This is a genomic window from Brevibacillus choshinensis (assembly GCF_016811915.1).
GTDB classification, from domain to species: domain Bacteria; phylum Bacillota; class Bacilli; order Brevibacillales; family Brevibacillaceae; genus Brevibacillus; species Brevibacillus choshinensis_A.
The window spans coordinates 2,650,851-2,668,854 of record NZ_CP069127.1 but is presented as its reverse complement, the minus strand read 5'-3'; the positions used below and the strand labels follow the sequence as shown (position 1 = coordinate 2,668,854).

The 18,004-nt window shown below is 44.9% G+C and carries 16 protein-coding genes; 7 read left to right on the top strand and 9 right to left on the bottom strand.

Annotated features, from left to right (window positions below):
- Positions 1–24: 24 nt before the first annotated feature.
- The 7 genes from JNE38_RS13635 to JNE38_RS13605 form a co-directional block, all read right to left on the bottom strand.
- Entirely contained in the window at positions 25–609 is a 585-nt protein-coding gene (locus tag JNE38_RS13635; protein ID WP_203357036.1) for a TVP38/TMEM64 family protein, read from the bottom strand.
- A gap of 65 nt (positions 610–674) precedes the next feature.
- A complete protein-coding gene (locus JNE38_RS13630) occupies positions 675–1,184 on the bottom strand; it encodes a GyrI-like domain-containing protein (protein WP_203357035.1) in 510 nt (169 codons plus the stop codon).
- Between the two features lie 70 nt (positions 1,185–1,254).
- Entirely contained in the window at positions 1,255–2,199 is a 945-nt protein-coding gene (locus tag JNE38_RS13625; RefSeq protein WP_203357034.1) for a helix-turn-helix transcriptional regulator, read from the bottom strand.
- Between the two features lie 110 nt (positions 2,200–2,309).
- Positions 2,310–2,519: a hypothetical protein gene (locus JNE38_RS13620; protein WP_203357033.1), complete on the bottom strand. Its 210-nt coding sequence runs from the start codon at positions 2,517–2,519 to the stop codon at positions 2,310–2,312.
- Positions 2,520–2,602: 83 nt separating this feature from the next.
- Positions 2,603–3,430, bottom strand: coding sequence for an ethanolamine ammonia-lyase subunit EutC (eutC, locus tag JNE38_RS13615; RefSeq protein WP_203357032.1), 828 nt, complete (start codon positions 3,428–3,430; stop codon positions 2,603–2,605).
- Between the two features lie 20 nt (positions 3,431–3,450).
- Positions 3,451–4,812, bottom strand: a complete 1,362-nt coding sequence (locus tag JNE38_RS13610; RefSeq protein ID WP_203357031.1) for an ethanolamine ammonia-lyase subunit EutB — start codon at positions 4,810–4,812, stop codon at positions 3,451–3,453.
- 126 nt (positions 4,813–4,938) lie between these two features.
- A complete protein-coding gene (locus JNE38_RS13605; protein ID WP_203357030.1) occupies positions 4,939–5,310 on the bottom strand; it encodes a response regulator in 372 nt (123 codons plus the stop codon).
- Between the two features lie 888 nt (positions 5,311–6,198).
- Here JNE38_RS13605 and JNE38_RS13600 point away from each other — a divergent pair.
- Positions 6,199–9,972 carry an AAA domain-containing protein gene (locus JNE38_RS13600; RefSeq protein ID WP_203357029.1) on the top strand — a complete coding sequence of 1,258 codons (3,774 nt, stop codon included), beginning with the start codon at positions 6,199–6,201 and terminating at the stop codon, positions 9,970–9,972.
- A 329-nt stretch (positions 9,973–10,301) separates the two neighbouring features.
- Here JNE38_RS13600 and JNE38_RS13595 read toward each other — a convergent pair whose 3' ends face one another.
- Positions 10,302–11,240, bottom strand: a complete 939-nt coding sequence (locus tag JNE38_RS13595) for a DMT family transporter (RefSeq protein ID WP_203357028.1) — start codon at positions 11,238–11,240, stop codon at positions 10,302–10,304.
- Positions 11,241–11,279: 39 nt separating this feature from the next.
- Positions 11,280–11,768 (bottom strand): prolyl-tRNA synthetase associated domain-containing protein, encoded by a 489-nt coding sequence (locus tag JNE38_RS13590; RefSeq protein WP_203357027.1) that lies wholly within the window; start codon positions 11,766–11,768, stop codon positions 11,280–11,282.
- A gap of 117 nt (positions 11,769–11,885) precedes the next feature.
- Here JNE38_RS13590 and JNE38_RS13585 point away from each other — a divergent pair, with 117 nt between their 5' ends.
- The 6 genes from JNE38_RS13585 to JNE38_RS13565 all read left to right on the top strand — a co-directional run bounded on the left by JNE38_RS13585 (position 11,886) and on the right by JNE38_RS13565 (position 18,001).
- Positions 11,886–12,719 (top strand): MerR family transcriptional regulator, encoded by an 834-nt coding sequence (locus JNE38_RS13585; RefSeq protein ID WP_203357026.1) that lies wholly within the window; start codon positions 11,886–11,888, stop codon positions 12,717–12,719.
- Between the two features lie 622 nt (positions 12,720–13,341).
- On the top strand, positions 13,342–13,995 hold the full coding sequence (locus JNE38_RS30645; RefSeq protein WP_238933647.1) for an IS110 family transposase: 654 nt from the start codon (positions 13,342–13,344) through the stop codon (positions 13,993–13,995).
- On the top strand, positions 13,970–14,419 hold the full coding sequence (locus JNE38_RS30640) for an IS110 family RNA-guided transposase (RefSeq protein WP_238933646.1): 450 nt from the start codon (positions 13,970–13,972) through the stop codon (positions 14,417–14,419). The genes JNE38_RS30645 and JNE38_RS30640 overlap by 26 nt, the downstream gene beginning before the upstream one ends.
- A 313-nt stretch (positions 14,420–14,732) precedes the next feature.
- The gene (locus JNE38_RS13575; protein ID WP_203357025.1) at positions 14,733–15,473 is read left to right on the top strand and encodes a GntR family transcriptional regulator; all 741 of its coding nucleotides are present in this window, start codon (positions 14,733–14,735) and stop codon (positions 15,471–15,473) included.
- A 135-nt stretch (positions 15,474–15,608) separates the two neighbouring features.
- Positions 15,609–16,577: an SIS domain-containing protein gene (locus JNE38_RS13570; RefSeq protein WP_203357024.1), complete on the top strand. Its 969-nt coding sequence runs from the start codon at positions 15,609–15,611 to the stop codon at positions 16,575–16,577.
- Between the two features lie 101 nt (positions 16,578–16,678).
- Positions 16,679–18,001, top strand: coding sequence for an ABC transporter substrate-binding protein (locus tag JNE38_RS13565; RefSeq protein WP_238933645.1), 1,323 nt, complete (start codon positions 16,679–16,681; stop codon positions 17,999–18,001).
- Positions 18,002–18,004 lie beyond the last annotated feature (3 nt).

Here is an 18,004-nt window from a genome sequence, read left to right as displayed (position 1 = left end):
GATAGGACCTCCTTTGACCACTTGCTAGGATTGTTGCGGGCGTTTTTTCTCCTTCCGCCAAAAGAGCAGAAATACCAAGGAACCCGCGAGCAGGGAGATGATCAACCGATATTTGTTTTCGGACAGATAGACCAGATCATGCCCGACGAATGTTTCGAAGACCATGGACGGTATTTTTCCCAGAAGCGTGGCGACGAGAAAATCAACGAAGGAAATGCTTGTGAGTGCAGCTCCCAGATTGATGATCCCGGATGGAATAAGCGGATTCATCCTCAGCAAGACGATCGCCAATCCTTTGCGAAAGCGAGTCGATCCATTGATCGTTTGAATCCAGGAGAACTTCCCCAGCTTTTTCAGTCCTTTCGATTTTTGCAAGCCGTATCGATACAGCAGAAATGCCACCGTCGCCCCCAGCACTTCCCCTGTCAATGAAACGAAGAATCCTCCCACCAGCCCGTAGACGATCGCATTCGCCCCAGATAAAAAGATGGACGGAAGTACGCCTGCTATGCTGATGATGACATTTAGCGCGATACTCCCCAATATGCCGAGAACACCCCACGAACGAATCCATTCGGCTAAGCCCTCTACGTTTGTTATCCAATCCATGAAATGCCCCGTACACTCCTCTCGACTACTTTCTCTCTACAGAGTAAACCAAACTTGTGAAGAAATCATGGGGCTGGATGATGGCCAGGTTCACATGCAATGTACAGCTTAATTTGCGCATTGCTCGGATCGGCACAATTTTGACGATCATACCGTTCAAAATCTGCTGTAAATGTGCGTTTATTCCCACTTTGACGGGTCCATTCCCACACGTGCCCCCATGCCTCGACAACTACGTCCACGAGTGGCCCGCGTCGTGACGTAAAAACCGCATAAGTGCCAGCAGGGATGGTGACAACCGAAAGCTCTTGAGGCAAATCGGTTTCAGGCGGCACGGCTGATCCAATCAACAGGTCGTACGCTCCGTTTTCATCACTCTCATACCCCGAATACACGCCTACCACGACATCCGGGTCCAGGCGATCTGGAGTACGATCCTGAATCCCGTCCTGGTAGTATCTTTGCCACAGCTCACCTATGGCATTATTGCCGTCACTTTGCTGCTGATTGGTCGTGCGAATGCCGATCCCGGCAACCTTCATTTCACCCAGTTCGATAAAGGTAGGTTTCCTCATGCTTTTCTCGCCCCTTTGAAAGAGTTGGTTACAAGTAACAGTATACGAATCCTACCCTGACAACTGTCTGTCAACGTTCTTCCCTTTCGTATCGTGCCGCCATCCTTTTCACTGTATCATGGAGGCGGCACCTGACCAATTCTGGTTCCATCACATACAACGCATCTCCAAAACTGAGAAGCATTCCGTACAACCACTCATCATGGGACGCCATCGTTTTGACGAGGAGCGTGCCATCCTCTTTGGTCTCGATTTCTTCTGGTCGAAACATGTCTCGGACCCGTACGTGGACGCTTTGTGAGAACTCCAGGACCAGCATGACTTGCTCTTCCTGATTCCACTCTTCCAGCCACTTCAGCGCTTCCCCTGTATATTGATGCGGGTGAAACGTGTCATTTTTCACCATCAAGTCAGCCATCCGGGATAGCCGGAAAAGCCGATACGCTTGCCGCCATTGACAGTATCCGTATACGTACCAGACGTATCCCTTCAAGATCAGTGTGATTGGTTCCACCGTTCTTTTTTGAGTCTCACCTTGGTACTTCGTATAGAGAAACGTCACTCGCTGCCTGCTTTCGATTGCCTCGCGGAGCTGGTTCACCCTACGCATCGATTCTTCTGTATGCCCCCATGGATTAAAATCGTAGACGATCGGATGCGCGTGTGCGGTTCCTCTTTTTTCGCTTCCGGTCGACACCAGCGATTTGATTTTCTCCAATAAGGGCCCCACCTGCCTTTCAGCCGCGGAGGTCTGCACTCCTTTAAGAGCTGCAATGAGGGTCACTAGCTCGTCCAAGGATACGTATTGCCGATCTATGGTAAAGCTCTCCATGATTTCAAAGCCGCCGCTCGATCCCGGGTAGGCGACGATGGGGATTCCTGCTGTGTTGATCGTTTCCAGATCGCGATAGATGGTGCGAAGGGACACCTCAAAGTGCTTGGCCAGCTCCGTGGCGCTCATTCTCCGCTTGCCCATCAGCAGCGTGACGATAGCCAGAAGTCGTTCGATCTTCATCACGAATCCCCCTTTACATCCTGACAACTAAATAGGGGACGCACAGTAGACGAACCACTGCACATCCCCTTCTCGCTTGGCATTCATCCAATATCGTTCAAAAAGACGCGTTATACGCCCATGCGGCGACGTTGATTGTTGATTTTCTTCGTATTCTGGCTCTTCACGACATCGTTTTTTGCTTTTTGATTGATCGGATTGTTGGCCATAGCTTGCTGTGCCTTTTTCTCCGCGAGTCTGCGTTTCATTGCTTCTTGCAGGCTGATTTTACCTGGCTTTTGTTCGGACGTGTCTTTTTCGTTTTGATTAGGCTCCGTCATGCGTAGCAACTCCTCATCAATAATGATCTACTCATATGTATTCTAGAGCATGAACGACCGAGATGCCAGTAGGAATCTACCTGTTATTTCAAACGCATTTGGGCGTATTTTACCCCACTCGCTCGATAGCGTAAAATCTCCTCCAGAATCTCCGCCAAATAGGCGCCCGCTTCGATCGGTGGTGTCCCTCCACGATGGATGTTGGAAATGACCGTGCGATCCGACTCCACCGTTTGTTCATTGGGCTGATAGATCATGTAGGCGCTTAGGCTTTCCGCTGTAGCGAGTCCGGGCCGCTCCCCAATCAACGAAATAACCACCTTGCATTTCACGATGGAAGCGACATGATCCTGCACCCATACTCGCCCTCTGTGGATGAAGATCGGTTTTGCGACGCTGATCTTTTTCAATGTCAGCCCTTGCATCAGTGCTGGCAGCAAGTCAGGTATGGTGGCTTCGCATGCGGACGTGCTGAGGCCGTCCGATATGATGATCTGCACGTCTTTTCCCATCTCTCCATGGCGCTGCAGCCAAGCGGCGGATTCATTCGAGAGCATCCGGCCGGAATCGAGATTCATCAAATATTCCTGCATGTCTTTCGCTCTCGTGCAGAGGGCCGGCAGCTGAAGCTGTTCGAGCCAGTCGGGACTGATCGATTTCATGACCGCGTCCTGAGCCGCCGCCTGATCAATGCGAAATTGCAGGTAGCTTCCGGTCTTCATCCGAGTCCCTGCCCTGCCGATGCCGATTCGAGCAGGCGTCCGATTCATCGCTCGCTCCAACGCTTCCGGGTTCTTTGGACGCTCGACGCCCCGTTGCTTCTGCTCTGGAAATGGAATGGCCTCCTGCCTCTTCCGCATCATTTCTTCCCAGACACGCTGTACCAGATCATCCACATCGATTGGTTTCATTCATTTCCCCTCCTCACTGTCTAGTCAAAAATGGACAAGTCCCCTGCCCGCTCTGTCAGTCGACCATTTTCCATGATCCCCATCTTCTCCAGCCATTTTTCAAACTCGCGCAGCGGTCTCAGGCCGAGTAGCTCCCGATAGCTAGCATCGTCGTGGTAGCTCGTATCCTGGTAGCTGAGCATGACATCGTCTCCGCCGGGTACCCCCATGTAAAAGTTGGCGCCAGCCAGCGTCGTCAGCATTCCAGCGATCTCCTGGTCATTCTGATCGGCATTCATGTGATTGGTATAGGTCGGTGCGATTCCCATGGGCAATCCGTGCAGCTTTCCCATGAACAAATCTTCCAGATCGGCTCGGATCATTTGCCTGCCGTCGTAAAGCGTCTCCGGTCCGATGAACCCTGAGACGTTATTGACCATGAAAGGCTTCCAGTGACGACAGAAACCGTACGTTCTCGCCTCCAAGGTCTGCATGTCGACACCTTCATGTGAATCCAGCGATACCTCTGAGCCTTGACCCGTCTCAAAGTACATCACATTTGGCCCTGCTGCCGTCCCTTTGCGCAGCATCAGCTCCATCGCCTCGTCCAACAGGTCTTTGGAGACACCGAATGCCTCGTTGGCGCGCTGTGAGCCGGCCAGGCTCTGAAACATCAGGGAAATCGGGGCGCCACCGCGCAATGCCTGCATCTGTGTCGTGATATGTGCGAGCACGCAGTTTTGCGTCGGAATCTCCCACTTTTGCATGAATTCATGGCTCATCTTGAGCAGCTTCGTGACGCTTTCGACTGAATCGTTGTTTGGGTTGATCCCGATGACCGCGTCCCCCGACCCGTAGGAGAGCCCTTCCTTGATAGAGGCGAGAATCCCTTCCGGATCATCGATCGGATGATTGGGCTGACAGCGAAACGCGAGTCGGCCAGGCTCACCGATCAATGTATTGCAATACGCTTGATGACGCATCTTTTGCGAGGCCATCACGAGGTCGATGCTCGACATCAGCTTGGCCGTCGCAGCTATCATTTCACTGGTCAAACCACGGCTGATACGAGTCAGCTCAGACATTCCGGACGAAAAGGACAAAATGTACTCCCGCAGTTCACCGACCGTCCAATTTTTGATTTCTTCGTAAATCGAAAGGTTCAGGTCATCGTAAATGATCCGGGTGACTTCATCCTTCTCATACGGGATCACAGGGTTTTCATACAAATCCGCCAGTGTCATCTCACTGAGCACGACTTTCGCAGCCATCCGCTCCAGGGCTGATTGTGCCGCGATTTTGCTCATTTGATCACCGGATTTTTCTTCACTCGCCTTTGCCAGCACTTCACGCACAGAACCAAACGAATAGTGTTGTTTGCGGATGACACATGCCAATTTCATGGGTATCACTCTCTTTCTGTTGGATCGGGTCATAGAAAAACAAAAAGACGCCTTGAACGAACACACGGTTGTGACCGTATGCTTCCAAAGCGCCGTTGCTTTTTTTGTTCACTTTTCTCTGCTGCTTTAACGGTTCGTCAGGACTTGTTCCACGGCGGGCAAAAACTCCTCTTCCATGACCGGTTTGATCAGATAAGCGCTTACACCCTTGGCCATCGCCTGCACCACCATGTCCTTTTGGCTGTAAGCCGTCAAGAGCAGGATCGCGGTATCTGAGCAGCTGCGAATGATTCCAGTCGCTGTCAACCCGTCCATGACCGGCATCTTCACGTCCATGATGAGGAGATCGGGGTGCCACGTTTGCGTCAAGCGGACTGCTTCTTCTCCATTTTTACCTTCAGCCACGATATGATATCCGACCTCCTGCAGCATCTCGATCAAGTCCATGCGAGTGATCGGATCGTCATCAATGACAATGATTCGATAGGGTTGACGCAAAACTCCACCTCCAGTTTCTCAGAGAATGGACGTGCACATTCATTAAAAAAACAAGGCAGATCGACGCCGTTGTCGAAATGCGATATTTTCAGAATAATAACATTATATCGATAAAGTCTGGCATTTTCCACCCTGAATCAAGTCATCCTACAAGCATTCCAAACCAATACACTATTAAGCTGAAGACGACCCGTAGGATCATGATGAATCGTAAAGTTGGTATGAGGAATGAGGTATGAGCTTTTCTAATACTCAATGATAGCTATAATTAGCATGTTAAGTTCTAAACGCCATCATTTAGCTTGACCACCATGCCGCTGGACTAAATGTTGTCGATAACTTCACCGCTTCGAGGTTTTGTGTATGCGAATCTGGGGTAATCACAGACGCTGTTTTGTGTATGCGAATCTGGGGTAATCACAGACGCTGTTTGATGTATTTAACCCGCTCTTAAATCTGAGGAGATGTAGCAAAAGGTCAGGTTCAGCAACATTAATCGCTAGAAAGATCACTTGCTTCCCGTTAGAACTAACTCACAAAATAGTACTGAACATAGAAGAGGGTGCATCCTCAATTTTTTATGATTTCGTTCATAGGATCCGTATCTCGAGTTTTTAGGCATGTTTTTCCCCTCTCGGCTTGGGAGTTGATCGGAACAGAACAATGCCTGAAAAACAAAAATGTGAATACGTCATAGTTGTAGGTAAAAGTATTCGATGGGATGTCCACTGATCGTGTTGAATCCCCTTATTAAGCTACCGATAAACAAGAACTAGGTTAATCAATAAAACATATTTAGTTTTCAACTTATAGGTCTAAAGGTCTATGCTACCCACTCTTAAGAAATACTAAAAACAAACACAACTACGTAGATGACAGGTGATCCCTATGCAACTCGTGGACAAGCTCAAAAAATACCATGACAAATTAAATGATCTTCGAAGAAACAATAAAAACATTCGTTTTACCCAATGCGATAAGTCTTATATTGATTTAACAACCATTCCTCAAGGAAGGATAAGCAATTTTGATCTTCTTGATCACGTCATTCTTCACCGAAATACCAGCAACCTACAAATTACTCTATCAAAGAGTCCTCTAATGGATGAAACGAAATGGACGAATCAATGTAAAGATCTTCATAAAGAATGGACCACTCGCCATACGGAAACAGGCGAGCGGGATATGTTTGTTGGGTTCCCCTTTCTTTCAGGAAAATTGCAAGATGGCTCCTTTATTCATGGTCCACTACTTTTCTATCCGGTTGAGCTAAAGAAGAAAGACGGAGATTGGTTTCTTTCCTTTGAAGAAGACGGGGAAGTAAGTTGGAATCGAGCTTTAATTCTGGCCGTCCAACAAGCCAATGAAATCAAGATAAACGACAGTCAATTGGAACAAACGCTTCCATTGAAAGATCCCTATGACCTAGTATCATACCAAACCATGCTATGGGATTGGGGCCTTCCCCTTCACTCTCCTCAACCACATCAAAACCTGTCACTTGTTCCTTTTGATGACTATTTGAAGATGTTAAAGGACGGAGTCATCCCAAAAGAATCCACGAAGAAGTTTGCATGGGATCAAGTTGAAACTCCACTTCAAATCGTCCCACATGCAATCCTCGGGCAATTTAGTCAAGGGAAAAGGGGCATTTCAAAAGACTATCAATCGTTAATAAAAGAAGTCGAGCAAGGAGAAAAAGCGGATTTAGTGGCGGCTTTATTAAATGAACTCACATTAGAGCTCGGAGAAACTGACAAAAAACCGATACTCAACGTGGATGAAGGTAAGGAAGAAGAGCATGTATTTATCCTCGATTCCGATTCATCACAAGAGGAAGTGATATTGTCAGCTCGCTTTGAACGAGGGATCGTCGTAAATGGGCCACCAGGGTCAGGTAAGTCCCAGATGATAGTCAATTTAATCGCTGACACCATCAGACTCGGTAAACCAGTACTATTGGTTGCGGAAAAGAAAGCCGCCTTGACCGTCGTACTACAACGGTTGCAGGAGGTTGGTTTAGAGGAATTTGTTGCGTTGGTCCACGATGAAAAAGAAGATCGGAGTTTGCTTTATGATAAAATTGCAAAACTTGTTGGAGGTACACATAACGTAGAGTTCGAACGAGCTAAACGGGAGTACACTCATTACTCCGAACAAATTGCGGTAAAGACGACATATTTAAAAGGTATATCTGATACGCTATGGCTAAACCAATCCAATGGTATATCCTTATTTCGGATGTACGATCGGGCTTTAAAGTATAGGAACAAAGCCCCCCTCTTTCGTCTGCCTTCGAAGGGGTATGATATGAGGGTAGATGATATAGACAAACTTAAAGAAAAATTAGAGCGTCTCGGGCGCTACGCCAGTCGCTATCTCCATGCTGGGCATCCGTGGTCCAAGAGAAAAAGCCTTGCAGATTGGGATATCACGAAGCGCAATCAATGGTTTGATGTTTTTGGCGCACTTTTAGTTCAAGAAGAACAGGAGGCACTAGAACGGCACCAGTGGGAAACTTTAGGATTCCCCATAAGTTATCTAGAGAGAAATGGACAAGCATTTGATCAAGGTCATTCACTCTTACGTCGTGCCATGGATAGGAAGTGGCTAGCTAAGTGGTATTGGAATCGTTGGGTAAAGAAAAATCAACATGTTGTCACTCGGTTAGGAGGACATGATGAACTCGAATGGGACAAGTTATTGGATCACTTCTCCAACTTTCGGAGGTGGCGAGAAACACGTGAGCAGTTTGAGCAGCACATACATAGTTTAACTCCCCTTTTCCCAGAAGATTATCTCCAAGATCAATACCACCGATGGAAACAGGGAGAATCCTTACGTGACTGGCTGCAAGGATTACATGATTCCTTGCTATCAGATTGGGACGAGATGAAACAAATGGATCGGGAAGTAGCGTCCCTCCCTAATACGGAGCAAGAGATCTTTAAAATGTGTATGCAAACTATCCCCCCCATTAAAGAACTATCACAGGGATCAATTTGGTGGGAGCTAGTTGAACAAGCTTACCTTGACTATTGGATTCATGTTGCAGAAGAAGGAAATCCAAAGGTCAAAGATGTGTCTGAAGATGAGTACGAAATCCAGCGTCAACAATTCGCCGCTTTATTAAAACGAAAACAAGAAGTCTCCGCTTTATACCTTCGAATGAAACTTAAGCACGAAATTACTGAAATTCCCGAAAAGGTAAGGAGTGATATCGCTTATCGTTGTGGATTGAAAAACAAAACATGGCCAATTCGGAAATTGCTCCAAGAATACCCCGATATATTGGCCAAAGTTGTGCCCGTCTGGTTGGTGTCTCCTTCTATAGCGAGCACCATTTTTCCCTTAGAAAAAGAACTGTTTGACCTCGTCATCTTTGATGAGGCGAGTCAATGTCCAGCAGAGTACGGCATACCAGCTTTGTTTCGTGGACGTCGCATTATAGTAGCTGGGGATGAAAAACAATTAAAACCAACTATGATCGGTAAGAAGACGTACGTAATGGATGAAGACGACGAAGACTATTACGAGGACATCCAGACAGCTGAGTCCCTGTTAGATTTAGCAAAGCTCAATTTCAAACCAAAACCGTTAAAGTGGCATTACCGTTCGAAATACGAGGAGCTTATAAATTTCTCGAACCACGCTTTTTATAAGAATATCCAAGTGGCCCCAAATGTCCTCCCAACCCAAGATCCTCCATCGATCCAATGGTTTCATGTGGAGAATGGGCAGTGGGCTAACAATTCAAATATGGCAGAAGCTAAGAAAGTCGTAGATCTGATAGGAGACCATTACCTTCATGGTGATCGGACCCTCTCCTTGGGTGTAGTAGCAATGAATGGTCACCAACAGGATCTCATCGAGCGGCTGATTGCACGGAGAGCACAAGAAGATTCGGAGTTTGGCGTAGTTTATAACCAAGTGATGGGGGGAGATTTAGAGAAAACTTTGATCGTCCGTAACATCGAAAATATCCAAGGGGACGAGCGCGACATCATCATTTTCTCGGTAACTTATGCAAGAGATGTGAAAGGAAATACTTCGGGGCGATTTGGTTTGATTAATCACGATGATGGTGAGAATCGTCTAAACGTAGCAATTACACGGGCAAAGCAAGGAATGCGTATCGTCGCCTCCCTCTATCCTTCAGAAATGGCAGGAGATGAAGAAAATAGAGGCGTCTATTACTTTAAGCGATTTTTGGAATATGCCTATGCAATCTCAGAAGGCAATCTCCAGATGGCGAAGTCGGTGTTAGCTCGAATTAACTCCGATTATAAAATGAGTCAAGACAGTAAAGAATTGAAGTTCGATAGCACTTTTGAAGAGGAGGTTTACAACGCCCTTTCCGAGAAGGGATATCGATTAGTTACACAAGTCGGTGAGTCTTCGTATCGGATCGACTTAGGGGTGGTTGATCCAAATAACCCAAATTCGTATTTGATGGGTATCGAATGCGACGGAGCAATGTATCACAGCTCTAAAACAGCAAGGGAAAGGGATGTTACCCGACAACGCTTTTTGGAAAACAAGGGCTGGACAATAGAAAGGATCTGGAGTCGCAACTGGTGGAGACGCCCTGAATATGAAGTAGCGAGAATCGAGCAACGGATTCAAGAAGCGATGAAGAAGCGCATGAACGTTTTTCCGTGAGTTAAAGGCTTGGATTTCCAAGCCTTTTTTGTTTACCTGAGGAGTCTTTCCCCTTTGTCTGGTACAATTTCTACTCCCAAATTTTTTGTTTTAATTTTCTTTGAAACTTTATTAGCTTCTCCCCAATGGCAGAATAAAGATTCGATTATTGTTAAAAGAAAAAAAACCATTAGACTGAAAAATAAAGTATTAGACTGGCGATAGCACTAAACTAACGGGCAGTTTAGCGTGGAAAAACAAAGAGGCTCCCATTGATCAGGTGAGCCTCTGGAATTCTTGACGGCATTACAATTAAGAAACATATCGAATGGATTAAGAAACAGGCTATATTATGATGGATATGTGTCGTCCGAAACTATTTCTTTATTATGATGCTCACCTTCTGATTTACTACTTTCATAAATAAAATTTGCCAAGTAAACCCCACTAATCACTAATGTTGCACCAAGCATTTGAACCAAGGTAAATTTTTCTTTTAATATAACTATACCTGCTATTACTGTAACAATAGTAGAAATGCCGACAAAAGAGGCGGATTTATTTGTACCAATATAAGAAATGGCCAAATTATAGAGAAGAAAAGCAACTACAGAGCAACTTATACTTAAATAAAGTACTGCAATAAGAAAATCAAAGTTTGTAAATGGAAGAACAAAAAAATCTTTTAATGTTCCAGAATTTAAATTTTCGATAAGCGCTATGAGAGTAAAAACAACTGTTCCCAATGCAATCATTGCATAGGTTTTCTCTGTACTAGTAAACTCAACTGCTTTTTCAGAAAAAATAGAGTATAGACTGTATGAAGTTACTGCAAGGAACAGCATTATATAGCCGATTGGACTAAATGTTGCTTCCATTCCTTTTGTTAATACAATTACTATAATACCTATTGCTGTAATACTGACGCCTGTTACTTGCAATCTTGTAGGGATTTTTTTCAATATAAGAGCAGAAAACGATAGTGTAACAATTGGAATACAGGCGATTATTGCACCGCTTTCAGAGGCAGAAGTTAAATTAATACCAATGGTTTCTCCAATAAAATATAAAACTGGAAAAATTGCCACAAAAAATAGCGATGAAATTGATTTGTTTTTAAAATCCACTTTCATGATACCAGCAACCATACATATATTCAAAAAAAGAAAGGCAAAAATAAATCGCCAACTTAGTAATGTCATTGGGGATATTGAGTCTGTAATCCTTTTTGTAAAAAGATAACTAAAGCCAAATAACACTTCACAAAAGATTGCACTTAAACTACCCAATATAATATTCCTTTTTATTGTCAATGCTATCTACCTACCTTATAAATCAATTATTGAATATTCATAACCTAATAAAGTAATAAATCTATACATATCATCAGTCGAAATAAAAATAGTCTTTGAATTATCATTCGGATGAAAACTTACAAAATTTTCAGATAGCATCTCTTTATCAAGGCACACTTTAATATCATGCTCTGAATTGTTTAACAGCCCGAACAATGATACAACTCCCGGAGGCAGTGACATTTTTTCCATTAAATTTTCTGCCGACCCGAATTGCATCCCCTTTTCACTGATGAGTTCACCAAGTTTCTTCATGTCCAGACGCTTTGTATCATCTAATATGACTAAATAATATGCACTTTTTTTTCGGTTGGTTAAAAACAATGTTTTTGTACGAACACCTTCTTTGCCCTCGATGTAGCGATCCGCTTCCTCTGTTGTCAATGCTGGAGGGTGTTCAACTATATCAAATGAGATATCCATTTTTTTTAATTCTTCACATACAATTTGATATGATTCCATATATAGCACCCTTTCGTAATTCATTAGATAATCTATCATGCTTAAAATAATGCTAAACTATATAGTAACTATATAGTCAATCTTTTTCTAAAAAAATTAATTTATAAAGGTGATACTATGAAAAAAAACGGCAGACTTCATTATTTTACAGCAGGAGAGTTTGCTAAGTTATGCAACGTTAATAAACAGACTCTGTTTTACTATGATAAAATCGGACTTTTTTCTCCTGAAATAGTTGCCGATAGCGGCTATCGATTTTATTCTTACGAGCAACTCGAAGTTTTTACTGGAATTTCTGTTTTAAAAGAAATGGATATGCCTCTTAACGATATAAAAACATTTCTTGAAAATAGAAATCCTCAGAACCTACTCGAGCTACTTGAAACAAAACAAAAAGAAGCTCAAATAAAAATTGAAAGACTCTCTTACCTTAAGAAGTATCTTGCTACTAAATCTGAAATCGTACTTGAATCCATGAATGCTTCTGAAGACTCTGTTTTATATGTTACTCTACCTGAAGAGTATTATATTTTTTCTGAATATCTTGGTAATCCTGAAATCGGCGAGATAACTACTGCGTTTATTGAACACTTAAATTATTGTCATAGCTTTGGAATATTTAGTCCTTACCCGGTAAGCGGTATAGTGAAAACTGATAATATACCCGGTCCCGAAGTTTATGGCTATGCTCGAATCTATACAAGAATTTTTAATAAAATTGACATCCCTCATATTGCTATTAAGCCTGCAGGGACTTACGCAGTCATTTATCATAAGGGTGGATTCCGAAGTGCATATAAAAGTTATCAACAGCTTGTTGCAGATGTAAGGTGTAAGGGTTATAATCTCGGAGATTTTTTTTATGAAGATACTATGCTTGATGAGTTGGCAATGCGTGGCTATAATAACTACACCTTAAAAATATCCGTTCAATGTATAAATAAAAATTGAATCGTAATAATTAAAATAGAAAATGGGAATATGCAGGTTTGATGCGTAATGTCTAGCATTTTAAATGGTTGGTCAGATTCCAGCTGCAGGGTTGGGCACCATCACAAAACTCTGTAAAATTGGCCAAGAAGAAGTTTCGGGAGTTTTGGCTGCAGCTGTAATAATTGTCATGATCTCAGCAGGGAAAGGGAAGGAATTGCCCTGGGAGCAGGAAAGAAAATTTATTTATACTCCTCATCAAATGAACTGAATAAAAACAGCGGAAGTCTAGGACTTTATTTCGTATTATCAGGTCAACCAGTGATTTCTTGTTGGCCTTTTTTCTTGGGCGCTATAAGATGGCGGTAGCCGGGAGAACGTGGACTTTATTGAGGATCAACCCCGTCGTGAAAACAGTTCTCCCACTACCCCCAATGACCATGTTTGAGCTGGTTGAGACAGGGATCTCGCATCACAAGCGAAGCTATGGGTTTGGAACCATCGTGGGAGTGCCGGCAATTTTTTGAATGAGGGAGAGTGTTATGGAGCCAGTCGTAGGATTAGATGTATCAAAAGGATCCAGCGTCGTTCAGGCTTTTGTAAGAAAAACGAACCGTATGGGAAGTTGGAGAGTATATCGCACGTGGATAGAGGTTTTGAACGACTAGGAGAATTACTTGATGAATTGAAAGTACTTTCAGGAACGGAACCAGTCGTTATTTTGGAAGCTACCGGCCATTACCATCGAGGGGTGGTCGCCTATCTTACGAGTAGGGAGTACAAGCATTTTGTGATTAATCCTCTTCAATCTAAACGAGCGAGGAGCACGCAACTTCGAAAAGTAAAAACAGACGCGGCAGATGCATGGCACTTAGCCGACATGTATTATCGTGGTGATGTTACGCCACATCGTACATGGGATGAGTTGCATACCGAGTTGCAGCATGTGACGAGACAACATGAGTATATAACCTCGATGTATGTTCAGGCAAAGCTAAACGCGAGAGCCCTATTGGATCAGGTATTTCCAGCGTTTGAACATGTATTTAGCAACCTTTTTTCCACTACGGCGCTTAAGGTGCTGCAGTGTTGTCTGAGCGATGGGACTGAAGAGATAGAAACTATCATTCAGGGACAAGCCGGGAAATCTCATTCGAAAGGTTGGGTCAGGGAGAAGGCAGATCAGTTGAGACAAGCCTTTTTTGAATGGTCTAACAAAAAAAGGAGTATTTCGCAAAGCATAGCCCTGGCAGGAATGGTATCCCTCTTACTTGAGTTTCAAAAACCAATTAAGTAGGCTGGAAAAACACATCGAGGAGATATCGGCGACTTTACCGGAAGTGGAACTACTGAAGACCATTCCAGGAATAGGTGACAAACTTGCAGCAACGATCATAGCCGAGATCGGAGATGCCCGTCAATTTACGAGTCCTAAACAGCTTGTTGCTTACGCCGGCCTTGATCCTGGTGTATATAGTTCGGGTAAGTATACAGCGACTAGTAACCGGATAACGAAACGAGGATCCAAAAGACTTCGAAGAGCGCTATATTTAGCAGTTCAATGTGGACTAAGGCGCGGAATAAATAGCAGAATAAAGCAATATTACGATAAAAAAAGAAAAGAGGGCAAGTCCTACAAGGTGGTTGTGATTGCTTGCGCCAACAAGCTACTTCATCACATCTACTCCATCCTTAATAAAGACGAACCCTACCAAATCTAATACCATAATTATCCACAATCCTTCACTCCCCTGAAGGATTATTCGTTATGCTCAAAAAACAGTATACCAGTGTTTAAAACAATGTCTACACTGAAAAGCTTGACAAACATTAGCTGGTTTTCTCGTCCAAGGCTACCGCTGATTCGATTATTGAGATCAGTCTAATACCATTTTTACTAATTCTGTTTGCAATTTGATTATCTTCCTCTCGCACGCGGTATACAGGATGCTTGATAGCAAAATGCTTGAATAAATGAAATATGATATATTATCATAAGACGATTTAAAATTTTGTTTCACGGAGGCGAAATCGATGAAATTAAATAACGCTAGCCTCAAGCCGCTATACATCCAGCTGATGGAAGTCCTAAAGGAAGATGTGAATCGGGGTGTATACAAAGTAGGTCAGCAGCTCCCTCCTGAAGGTGAGCTGTGCGAGATGTACGGTGTGAGCCGAATCACGACACGCAGGGCGATCACTGAGCTGGTCGAGGCCGGAATCTTGCAGCGCCAGCAAGGAAAAGGGACCTTCGTTACGGCAAGCAAGCTGAAACGCGAGCTGATAGCAGTCAACGGCTTTTCTGAATTTCTTACGCAGACCGGCAAAATGCCCCAGCCAAGGATCATTTCTACCACCATCCTCGAAGTGGACGAAGCGATCGCTGCTCCCCTGCAGATTCCACCCGGGACTTCCACCCTTCAGCTGAAGCGGCTCCATTACGTGAATGATACCCCGCTGGTATGGGAAACCGTTTATTATCCATTGACCCGATTTCCTGATCTGGAAAAGCATATTGCCGAATCGATTTCTACCTATCAGGTCCTGAAAAAATACTATGATATCCAACCAGCTTCCAATCTGAAGACATTGAACGTCATCATGGCCACGCAGGAGGAAGCACAACTGCTGCGCTGCTCCATCGGTAGCCCCCTCTACCAAATCGACAAGGTTGCCTACGATGAACAGGGCACCCCCTTTCATTCCTCCAGTTCCCTTATCCCCACGGATCGCGTCACATTTACCATCAATACCGGACAAAACCGCAGCAACTGACACTGGACGAAGAACCCAGTGTTTTTTTGTTGCTTGGATGAAAAGTGTAATTTTTAGAAAAATCAGTTGAATGCAATTTGATAAGATGTTATATATTGTTATATAACCAATACATCCATTTGAGGAGGTCTTTTCATGTTACACCCACAAGTTCAGCAGGCTTTGGATGCCATCAGTTCCCGCCCGATCGAAAATGTATTTCTCGTCGCATGCGGCGGCTCCTCCGCATTGATGTACCCAAGTAAATATTGGCTGGACCGCGAAGCCAAAACCATTGCCTCGGACCTTTACAGTTCCAATGAGTTCATTCACCGCAACCCAGCCACGCTCGGTTCGAAGTCCCTGGTCATCCTTTGCTCTCATTCCGGCAACACACCGGAGACGGCCGAAGCGGCAAAGTTTGCACGCAGTAAAGGCGCCCTCACCGTTTCCTTGACCCATGAGCCGGCCTCACCCTTGGCCGAAGAGTCGGAACACATCATCACTTACAGCTATGGTCCAGAGGCACCCGCCTTTGAAACCAACTACTCCATCATGTATCAGCTGGTGACGGGCCTCCTTTACGTAAAAGAAGAAAATGCAAAATTCCACCGCTTTATTCAGTCTTTGCAAAACTTGCAAACCGCCTACGATCGGGCGAAAATCCAATTTGCAGACAAGGCGAAAGAATTCGCAGCAACCTACAAGGACGAGAAAATCATCTACACCATGGCGAGCGGAGCCAACTTCGGAGTAGCTTACTCCTTTGCGATCTGCATCCTGATGGAAATGCAATGGATCCACTCCCACGCCATCCACGCAGGTGAATATTTCCATGGTCCCTTTGAAATTCTCGACAAGTACGTGCCGATCATCCAATTGCTTGGGCTGGATGAAACGCGCCCATTGGAAGAACGCGCCTTGCATTTCAGCCGACAATACGGCGAAAAGCTTATCGTTCTCGATGCCAAAGAATTTGATTTGTCCGGAATGGATGACGAGCTGAAAGGCTACATCGCTCCCCTTGTCTTGAACTACGTCCTGCGCCAGTTTGCCAACGAACTTGCTGATGCCCGCAATCACCCACTCTCAACAAGACGTTACATGTGGAAGGTCCCCTACTAAACAGCCAAACAAGAATTGTTTGACAATTCCTAATTTTATATCATAATATGATGTTATATTATGATATAGGTTTTCTTGCAAGATAAAAGGGGGGCAATGTCATGATGAGGATGTCCAGATTCGCGACTAGTTTACTGCTCGTTCTTTCTCTCGCAACAGGATGTTCCACTGCTGATTCATCCAAACAGCAAGCTTCTGCAAACCCTGGAGGAAATTCGGTTTCGCCCACGGGTGAGCAGATCACACTTCGCCTGTTCCATCGCTGGCCCAGAGACCCAGACAAAACTTACTTTGAGCAAGTGGTCAAGGATTTTGAAAAGGAAAATCCAAACATCCACATCGAAACCGAAGCAGTGCTCAACGACGCCTACAAAGAAAAAATCAGCGTCCTGCTAGGAACGAATAACCCCCCCGACATCTATTTTTCCTGGAGCGGCGAATATGCTTACAAATTCGTTCGCGGCGGAAAGGCTCTGGATTTGACAAACTATGCCCAGCAGGACAAAGCATGGTCTGAACAGCTGATGGCATCACAGCTCGTGCCATTCAGCCTGGATAACAAGCTGTATGGCGTACCGCTTACGATCGACGGTAAGACGTTTTTCTACAATAAAGAGATTTTCTCCAAGCTGAATCTGCAAGTACCGAAGACATGGTCGGAGTTCATCGCCGTCCTGCAAGCGATCAAAGATAACGGATACACCCCCATCACTTTTGGCAACAAAGCACCGTGGGCATCCTCCCACTATATCGGGACACTGAATCAGCGCATGGTGGACGAGGGCACACGAGAAAAAGATTACAACCGCTCGACCGGAACATTTGAAGACCCGGGCTATGTGGAAGCACTGAAAAAATTGCAGGAGCTCGTCCCCTACTTCAACAAAGATGTCAATGGACTGGACCACGAGTTTGCCAGACAGATGTTCATCGATCAAAAAGCCGCAATCCTCTATGCCGAAACAGCGGAAGTCCGTCTAGTTGAGCCAAAGACCAAGTTCCAGTGGGGCTTCCTCGACTTTCCGGCTATCGAGGGCGGCAAAGGGAATCCAAACTATTTGACCGGAGCACCTGAAGGCTTCATGGTATCCTCGACTACCAAGCACCCCGATGAAGCAGTCAAGTTCCTGAAGTATTTGACTTCGAAAGCTCAAGCCGAAAAATTCGTGAAAGATGTCGGCAAGTACAGCGCGGTCCAAGGCGCAGTCAACGAGAATACCGCTACCCCGCTAGGGATTGAGGCGGTGAAGCGTGTCACCAGTGCGGAAGGATTAGCCTTGTGGCTGGATACCGACCTGGACATCAAGATCGTCGACGCTTACCTGGCGGGTACCCAACAGATGTTCAATGGTGAAAAAACACCTGAAGATGTCATGCAAGACGTGCGAAAGGCAGCCCAGCTAGTGCGGGAACAGGCCAAGTAATGC